Source organism: Microcoleus sp. T2B6, from assembly GCF_036700475.1.
In the GTDB taxonomy this organism is placed as follows: domain Bacteria; phylum Cyanobacteriota; class Cyanobacteriia; order Cyanobacteriales; family Microcoleaceae; genus Microcoleus.
The window spans coordinates 26,462-40,338 of sequence record NZ_JAUBOZ010000048.1 but is presented as its reverse complement, the minus strand read 5'-3'; the positions used below and the strand labels follow the sequence as shown (position 1 = coordinate 40,338).

Below are 13,877 nucleotides of genomic sequence, written 5' to 3'. Positions count from 1 at the left end.
CCCGCCCCTAGGAAACCATATTTTGTAGGGCGGGTTCCACCAAAAATATCTAACAATTACCAACAATTTAGATAAACCCGCCCCCACACCACGAATAATTCACTTTGCTTTTTTCTGAGCAGCCGCATAATGCTCACTCATTAACTGATTAACTTCTGGATTGTAAATCCGCAGATAATTCCAGTAATTCTCAAACACCGATTTCACGTATCCTTTGGTTTCAGGAAACGGAATCTTTTCCGCAAAAGCATCCGGATCACTAAAACTAAACCTCTTCAACCAATCTGCTACTGCATTTGGCCCGGCATTATAACTCGCCACAGCTAACATCGAGTTATTTTTGTACTCGTCGTGAGTGTGATCCAAATACCACGTACCGAGTTTAACGTTGTCGTCCACATTCTCCAAAGAATACTTTTTGAGGCTGATTTGTTGAGCAACCCAAGCTCCTGTTTCCGGCATTACTTGCATTAAACCGGTAGCCCCAACTGATGATTTGATGGCGGGCATAAACCGCGATTCTTGCCGGATTAATGCAGTTACTAAGACGGGATTTATTGTGCGTTCTTTTGACCATTTGACAATGGTTTCTAAGTAAGGAAAAGGATAAAGTGCTTGCCAATAAATCGGTTGCTGTCTGAGTTCGAGGTATTGGGTTCTATCATCTGGTTTATCGCGTTGCCGCAAACTCCCAACCATCCACAAACCGTCTAAATTGTCTCCGACTGCAACTCGCATTAAACCGTCGGTAAACTGTTCGGCAATACTTGGTTCTACGCGGTCGATAAATTCTACTTGCCACAGCGTCCAAGCATCTCTATCTTGACCTAATTGATAGAGTTCTTTCAACGCAGGAGAACCGGCAGTTGGTTCGGGGCGCTGAGGCGGCCGCGCTACATTGGGAGACAAATCTCGGACTGTGGTAAAGTCGCCGACGGGCCAGCCGAGAAGTACAGCCGATCGCCACGCAAAATATGATTCTGGATAGCGTAAGATCGTGTAGTCAAATGCAGTCTTGGCGTCTTGTTGGCGGCCGAGTTGCTGTGCCCATTTCCCGACCCAAAATGCTGCTTCTGGAGCTTGTTCGCTGTCGGGATTGTGGGTGGTTAATTCTCTCGCCCACTGCCAAGCTGATTTTAAATCTCCGCCTTTGGCAAACTGCTGGGCGATCGTCCACCGCAATTCGCCTGCTTTATCAGAATTATTGTATTTTGTCAAGAGCAACTTCCGGGTATCTGAGGCGGATTGACCGCTGCGTGCTTTGTCGAGAATTTGCGATTTATCTAACAAAGCTTCGGGGGCATAGTTGGGGAATTTGCTAATAACTCGATCGAGCAAAACGATCGCTTCTTTCGGTTCGCTCAGCCGCGACAGCCGAATTAAACCCAAACCAGTATCTTCGGCATCGGGAAACTCGCGCACTAATTCTTGATAGGCAATTCTCGATTCCGGGATTTTTCCGTCGAGCCACAAACCGCGAGCTTTGCGGTAAAGATTTTTGGCGTTGCGGGGAGCTTTCCCGTAAGCAATAGCTCCTTTGCCGTAATTTTGTTTTTCCCAATAGCCAAAGGCAATTTCTTCCCAATCTTCCGGTTTCAAACCGGCGCTGTTTCGCTGCACCAGTTGTTCCAAAATTGTCCCGTAATCTTTGACATAATGACCGTGTTTTGCTACGAGCAGCATCAACTGCGGCTGATTGGGATTTTCTTTTAACTTGCGGAGGGCAATTTCTACGCTGCGGGGATGACCAGGAAATTCACTAATTGCCTGTTGCCAATATTCCGGTTTTGACTTGCCTAAAACATATAAAGCTTCCGCTGCTACCGGGTCGTTCGGATAGTTTTTGAGCAGTTCCTCCCAAGCTTTTTGAGTTTTGCCTTTGTCGCCGCTTAATTGGTAAGCTTGCGCCCTTTTTAGGGCAATGTGAGCAGCTAAAACCGGATATTCTTGCTCTAATTTGTCCAATAACTTTAATGCTTTGGCCGCATTTCCTTGCTGAATTAAATCGCTGGCAAGCAGGTAGCGGGCGCGGCTTTGAGGGGAGATTTCTTGCTGCGGGTTCGTACTTGCAGACTGACTGGTTGCGAGTTCAACTAATTTCGCCGATCGCTCGCTCGGTGACAGCGACACCAGCATCTTGACTTGCGATTCGGAATTCGCTGCATTCTGGGGCTGCTGAGCCTTTTGGACCGAGCCAAAACCCATCCATTTCATCGCAGCAACCAAAGAGCCGATCGCAATAACGCAAACTGAAACGCTGATTAAAACAGAAAATCGGGCCCGGCGTCGTTTTAGCATGGGAAAATTTAAGAGAATAAGATATAGAGAACCGATCGTTTGTCAAGAGCCATCACAGGCAGGATGGGTGTTCTACGCCATCACAGGCAGGATGCCTGTTCAAGGAGAAATAAATGTTAATAGTGGGGCAAAAACGGACAGCAGACCCCCAAACAGATGATTGAGATTGGTGGAAGATCCGATCGCAGGCGGACTTGGCTGATATAGTAGCAGAATTTATTTTGATGTGGAGCGGAGAATTTGTGCGATCGATCTATTTCCCCGCACCAAGAAAAAAGCCCAAACCACCCAGTACAAAGTACAATCAAAAATCTAAAATCTAAAGTGTAAATCAAAACATGGAATTTCTAGTCACCGATACGCCCCGCTCTGTTTGGACAGGAGACGCCCTGGCAATTGGTCTATTTGAGGACGGCTTGGAACTCACCGGCGAGCTGGCACAATTAGATGAAAAGCTTGCAGGCACTTTGAAAGAGCTGCTACTGGAAGTAGATTTTAAGGGCAAAGTGGGCACGAGCGCCATCACCCGCGTCGGCGGCAATAATCCCATTCGCAAAATTGCGATCGTCGGTTTGGGCAAAACAGAGGACTTAAAATTAGATACCGTGCGGCAAGCTGCGGGCGTTTGCGCCAAGTTAGCCAAAAAAGAGAAATGCAAAACCCTCGGAATTAGCTTTCCGGTGTGGAAAAACGCGCCGGATTCTACAGCAAGCGCCATCGCCGAAGGTGTAGAACTCTCCCTGAATCAAGACAACCGTTTCAAATCGGAAAAGGAAGACAAAAGCCCGCAACTCGAACAAATTCATTTGCTTGGTTTTGCCGGTACCGAAAGTGCGATCGTCCGCGCCCGCCAAATCACTGCCGGAGTCATTTTAGCACGGGAATTAGTCGCAGCGCCGGCAAATTTTGTCACCCCGATTACAATGGCAGAAACCGCTCAAAGTCTAGCTGCCGAATGCGGTTTAGAATTAGAAATATTGGAGCGGGAAGACTGTGAAAAACTAGGAATGGGAGCATTTCTCGGCGTAGCCCTAGCATCTGATTTACCCCCTAAATTCATCCATTTAACTTACAAACCCGAAGGCACACCGCGCCGCAAAATAGCAATTGTCGGCAAAGGATTGACCTTTGATTCTGGCGGTTTGAACATCAAAGGTGCGGGCAGCGGCATTGAAATGATGAAAGTAGATATGGGCGGCGCTGCGGCTACTTTTGGAGCAGCAAAGGCGATCGGACACATCAAACCAGATGTGGAAGTTCACTTTATCAGCGCCGTCACTGAAAACATGATCAGCGGCCGCGCCATGCGCCCTGGAGACATCCTCACAGCTTCCAACGGCAAAACAATTGAAGTCAACAATACCGACGCTGAAGGTCGTTTAACCCTGGCTGATGCTTTGGTATTTGCTGATAAATTGGGAGTTGACGCAATTGTCGATTTAGCAACTCTAACCGGGGCCTGCGTAATTGCTTTAGGCGACGATATCGCGGGTTTGTGGAGTCCTCAAGATAGCGTCGCCGCCGAAATAGTCGCCGCCTCAGAATTGGCAGGCGAAAAATTTTGGCGAATGCCGATGGAAGAAAAATATTTTGAAGGCTTGAAAGCATTGCACGCCGACATGAAAAACACAGGCCCACGTCCCGGCGGTTCGATTACGGCGGCGCTATTTTTGAAGCAGTTTGTAAAGGATACTGCTTGGGCGCATTTAGATATTGCCGGCCCGGTTTGGACTGACAAAGAAAATGGCTACAATGGCCCTGGGGCTACCGGTTTTGGAGTTCGCACTTTGGTGCATTGGGTGCTGGGCGGTGCTTAATTGTGGATTTCCAGCGGAAAAATTGAGATTTTCTCTGCCTTAAAAGTCTGCTAAGCTGTTGGGCATCTAAATTGTATTTTTTGGGCGGGCTTTCTGGCCCAACCCCTACTCCCCAGAAGACTTTTCTTAAATTTGACTATACAATTTAAATGCACTTCAGCTTAGTCCATCTGTGAGCCAGGGGTTTTTAACCCCTGGCTCACTGCTTAAGTAATCTAAAAGAAAATTTAATAGTGCTCATTAACAATTTAAATGTTTCTGAAGCAATAGCTAGGCGAACCTATGTATTCCGTCACAGGGAGCAAGGTAAGCGTTGCTAGCCGTAACCCTCCCCATTGCTCATACTTGGGCAAAGCTTCGTTCCCAGGGCCCCACCTGGATAGTTTTGATATTTCCTGAAAAAATAGCTGTTTCATAAAAAATGAAAAAAGTATATAATTATGTAAATATTTCACTAGCCGAAATCAAATAATTAGATTTGATCGGATTTGCATTGGTACAGATAATTTTTTTCTTGAACTTTATGCAAGAACAATTAACAATTTTTTTTTCAACACTTGCTTTATCTTCTACACTCGCTTGCAACCTGGTGCCGGAGTTGCGACTGTACGCTGTTTTTGACTCGCTGACGGCACTGGCTTATTGCTCGATCGCCCTATCTTTAGTTTATTTTACCCGCCAAGGTTCTCACCGCAAGATTTTCCGGCTGTTTGCCGTTGTTTTTTTTGCTTGGGGCGCGGCTAAATTGACGGAAGTTTGGACGCTTTGGCATTCCATATATTGGCTGTCGGTAACTCTCAAAGCTGCAAGTGCTTTGATTTCTTGGCTTTTAGCCGCAATCGCCCTCGCCCTCATGCCGAAAGCACTTACCGAGTCTGGTTTAAATCAAAAAGAAAAATTTCAACAAATATCGTTAAAAGAGGTAGAACAAAATCTGCCCCAACATGATATCGAGAAAGGAGAATTGGCAAAACAATCGATCGATCTTTACACTTCAGATATTATTGTCGATCGCACTTTAGCTCTCAATTCGCTTAACGAACAGTTAGAAAAAGAAATTGCCGATCGCCACCGGGTTGAGGAAAAGTTGCAACTGACTCAGTTTGCGATCGACCGATCGGCAGATGCGATATTCTGGATCGGGCCCGACGGTAAATTTTTGTACGTCAACGACGCTGCTTGCACTTCATTGGGATATTCTGAAGCAGAATTGCTCTCGATGACGGTGCATGACATCAATCCAGATTTTCCCCAAACTGCTTGGAGTTTGCACTGGAAAGTCTTAAAACGCTGCGGTTCGGTGAATATTGAAGTTCACCACCTCACTAAGTACGGTCGCATTTTTCCGGTAGAAATCACAATCAACCATTTGGAATTTAATGGCAAAGAATATCAGTGCGCGTTTGCTCGCGACATTAGCGAACGCAAGCGGATTGAGGCAGCTTTGCGAGAAAGGGAAGAAGAATTTAGGTCATTAGTTTCTAACATTCCCGGTGCGGTTTATCGGTGCAGTGCTGCGGGGCGATCGAGCGTAACTTTTATCAGCAGTGGCATAGAAGCTATTTCCGGCTATCCTGCTGCTAACTTTATGCAAAAACCGGTGCAGGCTTTTCCGAGTATAGTTCATCCCGATGACGTTGAGCAGATCGAGACAATTATCGATCGGGCTATTAAGACAAAACAACCTTACATCATCGAATATCGCCTAATTCACTGCGACGGAAACGTGCGGTGGGTTGCAGAGAAAGGTCAAGCCCTTTTCAACGCAGACGGTGAAGTTTTATCTCTCAACGGCGCCATTTTTGACATAACAGAGCGCAAAGCAGCGGAGGATGCTTTGCGGCTCTCCGAGGCGATCGCCAACAACAGAGCCCAGCAGCTAGAAATCGCTCTTAAAGAACTTCGAGAAACTCAAGCTCACCTAATTCATACCGAAAAAATGTCAAGTCTCGGTCAAATGGTAGCTGGAGTAGCTCACGAAATTAATAACCCTGTCAGTTTTATCTACGGCAATATTTCCTACGCCAGCCAATATATCAGAGACTTGTTGCAGCTTGTGGAACTTTACCAAAAACACTATCCTGAACCCGTTGTAGAAGTTCAAGAATGTATTGACAATATCGATTTAGAATTTCTGAGAGAAGATTTACTAAAAATATTATCTTCGATGAAAATGGGAGCCGATCGCATTCGCGAAATAGTTCTGAGCTTGCGAAATTTCTCGCGTTTAGACGACTCGGTAAAAAAGCCTACAAACCTTCACGAAGGCATAGACAATACGCTCCTAATTTTACACAACAAACTGCGCGCCAGAGGCGACTATCCCGAAATTAAAGTAATCAAAGATTATGGTAAAATCCCTTTAATAGAATGTTATGCAGGTCAGCTAAATCAGGTATTTATGAACCTGCTTAGCAACAGTATTGACGCCTTGGAAGATGCTTGCAACCAAAAAAGGCGAGCGGCAGTCGGCGGCGACGATTGGAAACCAACTATTAGCATTCGCACAGAAGCCCTGAACGAAAATAGTATTTGCATCCGCATTTCCGATAATGCGATCGGCATGACAGAAGACGTGCGGAGCCGATTATTTGACCCGTTTTTCACGACAAAACCGATGGGAAAAGGCACTGGTTTGGGGTTAGCCATCAGTTACCGAATTGTCGCGGAAAAACACGCCGGAGCCTTGAGCTGCCGTTCCACCGTAGGAGAAGGTACGGAATTTGCGATCGAGATTCCTTTATGAATTAGTGCGACGGAAGAATCAAGAATTTGGCAAAAGTTATCGCTCACTATAAATTGTCAAGTGGGCTGTAAAAAAAAAATTCACTTTTCAAGAAAAATCAAAAAATTGGCTATAAATTACCAAGGTAATAATCAACATGGCAGTGAAATTATAAATTCTGTACCTATACCTAAAGTTGAGTTGACATCGAGCATACCGTCGTGTTTTTCAACCACAATCTGCCGTGCGATAGGCAATCCCAATCCCGTACCTTTCCCTACTTCCTTGGTAGTAAATAACTCATCAAAAATCTTCTCTTGCACTACTTCACTCATGCCCACCCCGTTATCTTTGATGCAAATTATAGCTTGTTTTTTGTCGCTACACATGTCGGTTCTAATGGTAATTTGATTGGCGATTTCTGCATAAGGTATTCCTTGATTTGATTCCTCCAAAGCATCGATCGCATTACCTAACAAATTCATAAATACTTGATTCAACTGTCCGGCATAACACTCCACGGGTGGCAAATTCCCATATTCCCTAATCACTTTGATTTCTGGACGAGTATCGTTAGCCTTGAGGCGATGTTTCAGGATCATAATGGTGCTATCGATGCCCTCGTGGATATTGCAGGCTACGGGATAGTTGGTATCGGCACGGGAGAATGTCCGTAGACTGGTACTAATATCCCGAATCCGCTTCACGCCTTCCCGCATCGAACCTACTAATTTCGGTAAATCTTCCCGGATGTATTCCAGATCGATGTTCTCGATTTCTTCTTGAATCTCTGGATCGAGTTGCGGATATTTTTGTTCATACAAATCGAGCAATCCAAACAAATCTTTGATATAATCTAAGGCGGGTTGAATATTACCAACCAAAAAACCAACTGGATTATTAATTTCGTGAGCCACCCCAGCCACTAAGTTTCCCAAGGCTGACATTTTTTCGCTTTGAACTATTGTTATTTGTGCCTGCTTGAGATCTGTAAATGCTTGTTTAGATTCTTGATACAAACGGGCATTTTCTAAGGAAATAGCAGCTTGAGAAGCCAGCAAATTTAGCACCTCAATGCGATCGCTCGTAAATGCCCCAACCGTCAGGTTATTTTCCAGATAGAAAACTCCTATCAACTGCCCTTGATTAAGAATTGGAATACAAAGAACACTGATCGGCTGGTGCTGTTCAATATAGCGATCGCTCCCAACCTGGGAACTTACCCTAGCATCAACTATTACCAAAGGTTTCAAACTGCGCTTGACAGTGTTAACCAAACTAATTGCTACATCCTTACTTGATTCTAGAGGTATTGATGGTAATAGCTCAGGTTCCTGTCCCTCTGCTACAAGCGCCGCTACCTGTAAATACTGTTTTTGTTTGAGCAATAAGACACACTTAGTGGCGCCAGCATTCGCGATCGCTATTTTTAAAAGAGTAGTCAGGAGTTTATCTAGTTCAATCTCCCCAGAAATGGCTTGAGAGGCTTGGATCAGAGTAGGCAAATCGAGAAATTCAGAGTTGCTGCTAGAAGAGTGAGTAGAAGTAATCGTTCCCCGGGCGATCGTTTCTTTAAAGGAACTAAAGGATTGAGCTTGCTGAAGGATAATACCGAGTAGGCGAGGATAACGTTTTTCCAAATCGTCTATTTTGGCTTTAGCTCCCCAGCGGGCATAACAATAATACGCTTCAATCATGTAGGCTTGAGCTACTTTTTCTTTGCCCCATTCCAAGTAGAATTTCGCTGCTAGTTCGTTGGCGAGGGCTTCTTCGTTGATAAATTGATTTTCTTTAGCGAGGGAGATCGCGCGATCGTACATGGAAAGTGCATCGGCCTTGTAACCCAAAACCCGCTGCCGTTCTGCTTCAACTAAATACCACTTATGCAGATGATTCATAGGAGCATTTTGCGCCCACTGGTGCAGAGTCGTTTGATGGGTTTCCACTAGGGCGAGAGTTTCAGCTTGCTCGGTTTCTGGCTGTGTGGAAAACACTGCCAGATGCGTCAGGGCTGCATAGAAATGGAAAGCAGGAACATGAACCAATCCCGATAATGCCATCACATACGGCTTGACTTGACCAATGTGGTTTAAGGCAGCCGGATAATTGCCCCATGAGTAGGCAAGCAGCAGTTTGTAAATGTAGACAAGAGCGATCGCACTGAATTCACGATCCTGATAGTGCTTAGGAATCATCACCGTTTCATCATAGGCAGTTCCGATTAAGCAATCCGGCTGGTTGACGACTTCCCTCAAGTTATGCAACATCTGCCGCTCCATATGCAAATAAGTCCGAGCCGAATATTGCTTCACCTGAGCCAAGGTAGCACTGTAGACAGCCAGTTCCGGTTCCCAAGTATCCAGTTCTACCCCACCGTAAAAGTTGATGTAGCTGTAAGTAGCTATGTTGTAGCCAGCGTTAAGAAAATCGCCCGTTTCCATGCCAGCTATAAAGCCCTCTTTCAGCGTTGGTAGCCCTGCCCTCATAGCATTTTGATGATGCTGAATAAATGCCCCAAACATATTATGAGTAATGCACTTAAATTCTCGTGAATTGACCCGATCGAGCAATGAGAGTGCCAATTTACCAAAGCTATAGCCCGTTTTTGCCTCTCCCAAAAAAGCACTTAATACAAGTCCGTGAATCGCATAGCCCACCGTCGATGCGGGTGCATTCCCAAAGGAGAGCGATAAACTTACCATCGTGGAGCTAAGTAGGGGCACTAAGCCTGGAATTCCCTGGAGAATGGGTGCAAATAACATGGCCAATATTGGCATAGCTGCCTGAGTCTGAGGAGCACTCATCACAGGCAGATCCACCAGTTCCTCAATCGTTCTACCTTGGAGTTGGCTAGCAACGGCTTGTAGCGCTTGGCTAATCAAGGCTTCGTCAGGTGCGGTGGGTAATTCAATGCCCAATTGCCAGAGTGCATCTCTTGCTACTGCAATGGCTTCTAGTGACTTGCTCTGTGCTGTCTCGGCAGCGATTTGAATTTCGTAAATTTTGATTTTGTCTAAGATTGTCTGGGCTGCTTGCAACACTTGTGCTGCTATCTCTTCCATGCTGTCAAAGTCAGCATTCAAATAGGCAGCTTCGGCAGCCGCAACATAGAGGTTCAGGGTTAATTCATACTGGCTTTGCCAGCAGTTGGCTGTTAGTAGATCAATGCCTGTTTGCAGATAAACTCTGGCTGCCGTGTAGGCGGTTGAATTTCTGGCTTTACAACCGGCTTCTAAGTTAAGTTGAGCTAAGGCTTCCCGTTCGCTCGCTTGGGTGATTAACTCAATTCCTCGATTCAAATGCCCGACGATATCAAACAGTTTTTCCTCTAGCTCTATTTTTGAAGAATTTTGCTGAAGTAATTGTCCGATTTTGAGATGCGTTGCTTTTTTCTGTGAATCGGGAATTAGCGAATATGCGGCTTGCTGGACGCGATCGTGTAAAAATCGATAAGTTGGATTAGCTGAAGCCTTGAAAACTTCATCACTATCCGATTCGGTAAAGAACTTATAGATTTTGGTCGTGGGAATCACCAAACCTTCCTGTAATGCTTTCCATAAAGCCGTAGCCATCATTCCAGCAGATTTCTCACTGACAATTACTAACGTATTCAAATCAAACTGTGATCCTATACAAGCAGCTAATGTGAGAACATACTGAGTTCCTTTGGGCAGCTTCTGCAATTGCAACGCCATGAATTCAACGACATCATCAGTGATAGCTAAGGCTTTCACTTGGGCAATATCACACTGCCAATGCCGAATCTCCCAGTTAAAGCTAATTAGCTGCTCGTCATGTAATGTCTTGAGAAACTGAGTTGCAAAGAAAGGATTACCCTGAGTTTTTAGATAGACTAATGTTGTCAAAGGTTGGGCAAGTGATGATTCGCAATTCAGCGTATCCGCCACCAACAAATTCATATCTAGTTCGCTTAACGGTTCCAAAGTAATTGTATTCACTGTTGCCCCCGTTTTAACTATCTCATCCACTCTTAAGATAAATGGATGCACGGGCCAAACTTCATTATCTCGATATGCCCCCAATACTAATAAATATCCTGTATCGAGCATCAATAATTGTAGCAAATTCAGGGATGCTGAATCCGCCCATTGCAAGTCATCCAAAAACATCACTAAAGGATGTTCTTTGCTCGTGAAAACTTGCACAAATTTCTGCATTAGCAGATTAAAGCGATTTTGGGAGGCACTTGCTGACAATTCTGTTGCAGGAAGTTGAGCGCCAATTATGCCTTCTAACTCAGGAATCACGTCAATCAAGACTTGTCCGCTGTCTCCCACTGCTGCTAAAATCTGGGTTTTCCATGTTTGCAGTTGGGTATCCGATTCTGATAGCAATTGACCCATTAAGTCGCGGAAGGCTTGCACAAAGGCACTGAAGGGAATGTTGCGTTGAAATTGATCGTATTTGCCTTTGATAAAATAACCGCGCTGACGGACAATGGGTTTATGAACTTCATTGACAACGGCGGTTTTCCCAATTCCCGAAAAACCTGCTACTAGCATCATTTCTGTTGCTCCCAGGCTGACTCGCTCAAAGGCAGCTAATAGTTGCTCAACTTCTTTTTTTCTACCGTAGAGCTTTTCGGGGATAGTAAAGCGATCGCTAATATCTCGCTTTCCGAGTTCAAAATCTTCTATCTTGGCTGTTTTTTGTAACTGAAATAAACAATTTTCTAAATCGTGCTTTAGTCCTAATGCACTTTGATAGCGTTTTTCGGCATTTTTCGCCATCAGCTTACTGACAATTTTTGATAAAATTATGGGAACTTCTGGATTTATTAGATGGATAGGTTTCGACTGTTTGGCGAGGTGACAATGCACCAATTTCATCGGATCATCAGAGATAAATGGCAACTGCCCTGTTAACAATTCATAAAAGGTCACACCCAGGGAATAAAAGTCACTACGATAGTCAATGCCTCGATTCATCCGTCCTGTTTGTTCGGGGGAGAGATAGGCTAATGTTCCTTCTAAAATATTCGGATTCTGGATTTCTTGGGTTTCTCGTGGTAGGAGGGATGCAATACTAAAGTCAATTAGTTGAATTTGTTTGGTGTCGGGATTAATGAGAATATTAGCGGGTTTAATATCTTTGTGAATGACTCGGTTTTGGTAGAGATAGTGAATAATGTCTGTTAGTTGTATGGCGAGTTGGAGAAATTCTGCTAAAGGTAAAGCTTGAGATGGTTGGGTTTCATTTGTTGCTGTTTTTAGATAAGTAGGTAGGGAGACTCCACCAAAGTCTTCCATTACTAGGGCATAGCTATTGTGGTATACTTCCAGCGTCAGGGGTTTGACGATGTGAGGGAAGTCGAGATTTTTGGCAATGGTATATTGGTTGCGAAACTGGATGAGCTCGTTGAAGGTGGGGTATTCGTTTCGCAGCAGTTTGAGGACGACTGGGTATTGGTCACGGGTACGGATGCCTCGATAGACTAGGGTGCGTGTACCTACATAAAGTTGCTCTGTAATCTGATAACCTGACAAATTGGCGATCGCATCCATAACTTGTTGACCCTCTATTATAAAACAGTTAAATTAAAACCTTCTCTTCCATTGTATTTTATTATTTGACAAAGATAGCGATCGCAAACTCTGCACCCTCGCTAGGGACAGAATTAACTGTAATTTTTCCCCAATGTTTATCAACTATTATTTGACCGAAAGTAATTTAGTCACAAGCCCCCGGATTAATCCGTGTACCCGTGAAAAAAGCTGCGCCTCCCGATCGCCCGCCCCGGACTCATCCGTGCGAGCAATCTCAAATATCAAATCTCAACTTTCAGGTGGCATGAGGTGCGATCGCTAATCCTAAATTAGTTTCTTTGCCTACTCCGCACTATTTGCGCTATGTTATGTATAGTATGGTTGCGTAATTTCTGATAATATCAGAAAACAATAATTTGTAATTTTTCACCGCCAATATACGCAGATAAACCAGGAGATAAACTTGATAATATCTGCGTACATTTGCCTGCATCTGCGGTTGTATTATGCTTTATTCCCCGTAGTGGCCGCCGACAACCTTACCCCGAAACACAACATAATTGTAGATGTTGTAAAAAATCATAATCGGGAGCAGAACGCCCATGAAGACAATCATAAATACCAGCGCGCTGGGCGAAGCTGCGGCTTGGTAAATCGTGATTTGCGAGGGAATAATGTAGGGAAAAACAATCAATCCCAAGCCGATGAAAGTCAGCAAAAAAATCAGAATCGTCCAGATAAACGGCGTTCGTTCTTCCTTGCTTGCGAGACTTTTCAGCAGCAGTCCCACCAATAGCACTCCCAACAAAGGAATCGTGGCAAAGACATAAACTAGCGGTTTCTCGAACAACCTGGATCTAGCACTTTCGTAAAAAATCGGAGTGGCAATTGTAATTAAAATCGCTCCGATTAAAGTTGTCACCGCCGCAATTTTAGCCGTGCGATAGTGATTTGTTTGCAGTTCGCCTTCTGTTTTCATAATTAGATAGGTTGAACCGATCAAAACATAGCCTTGAATCAGCGTCAAAGCAACCAAGATCGATCGCCAATCCAGCCAGTCCCAAGTAGTACCCACAAAGTGACCGGCTTCATCAACCGCAATGCCTTCGAGCACCGCACCCAAGGCAAATCCTTGAGCTAAAGCTGCTAAAAAACTGCCAGCACCAAAGGCATAATTCCAGAATAATTTGCGATTAGAATGCTCGCGAAATTCAAAGGCTACAGCCCGAAATATCAAACCAAAAAGCATCATGCAAATCGGTATATATAGCGCTGTCAAAATCGTGCCGTAAGCCAGGGGAAATGCGCCAAATAAAGCGCCTCCCATCAACACCAGCCAAGTTTCGTTCGCGTCCCAAACGTTGCCCAAACTCGTCATTAAAATGCCCCTGCGTTCCTCGTCGGAAGCAGTCAGAGACAGGATGCCTACTCCTAAGTCAAAACCGTCTAGCATGACATATAGCAGGAGAAACAAAGCTAAAACTACAAACCAAACTTGTGGGAGAAAATGCTCCAAAGCTTGCATACAAT

General features: G+C 44.7%; 5 protein-coding genes. 2 read left to right on the top strand and 3 right to left on the bottom strand.

What is annotated here, in order from left to right:
• Positions 1-99: 99 nt before the first annotated feature.
• On the bottom strand, positions 100-2,298 hold the full coding sequence (locus tag QUA00_RS20490; RefSeq protein ID WP_333410960.1) for a transglycosylase SLT domain-containing protein: 2,199 nt from the start codon (positions 2,296-2,298) through the stop codon (positions 100-102).
• 338 nt (positions 2,299-2,636) lie between these two features.
• On the opposite strand from QUA00_RS20490, the gene QUA00_RS20485 reads away from it, so the two are divergent.
• Together QUA00_RS20485 and QUA00_RS20480 are read left to right on the top strand one after the other, a co-directional pair.
• The gene (locus tag QUA00_RS20485; protein WP_333410959.1) at positions 2,637-4,115 is read left to right on the top strand and encodes a leucyl aminopeptidase; all 1,479 of its coding nucleotides are present in this window, start codon (positions 2,637-2,639) and stop codon (positions 4,113-4,115) included.
• Between the two features lie 523 nt (positions 4,116-4,638).
• Positions 4,639-6,861 (top strand): PAS domain S-box protein, encoded by a 2,223-nt coding sequence (locus QUA00_RS20480; protein WP_333410958.1) that lies wholly within the window; start codon positions 4,639-4,641, stop codon positions 6,859-6,861.
• Between the two features lie 131 nt (positions 6,862-6,992).
• Here the strand turns inward: QUA00_RS20480 and QUA00_RS20475 are convergent, their stop codons facing one another.
• Together QUA00_RS20475 and cydB are read right to left on the bottom strand one after the other, a co-directional pair.
• Entirely contained in the window at positions 6,993-12,365 is a 5,373-nt protein-coding gene (locus QUA00_RS20475) for an AAA family ATPase (protein WP_333410957.1), read from the bottom strand.
• A 493-nt stretch (positions 12,366-12,858) separates the two neighbouring features.
• On the bottom strand, positions 12,859-13,872 hold the full coding sequence (cydB, locus tag QUA00_RS20470) for a cytochrome d ubiquinol oxidase subunit II (protein ID WP_333410956.1): 1,014 nt from the start codon (positions 13,870-13,872) through the stop codon (positions 12,859-12,861).
• Positions 13,873-13,877: the final 5 nt, after the last annotated feature.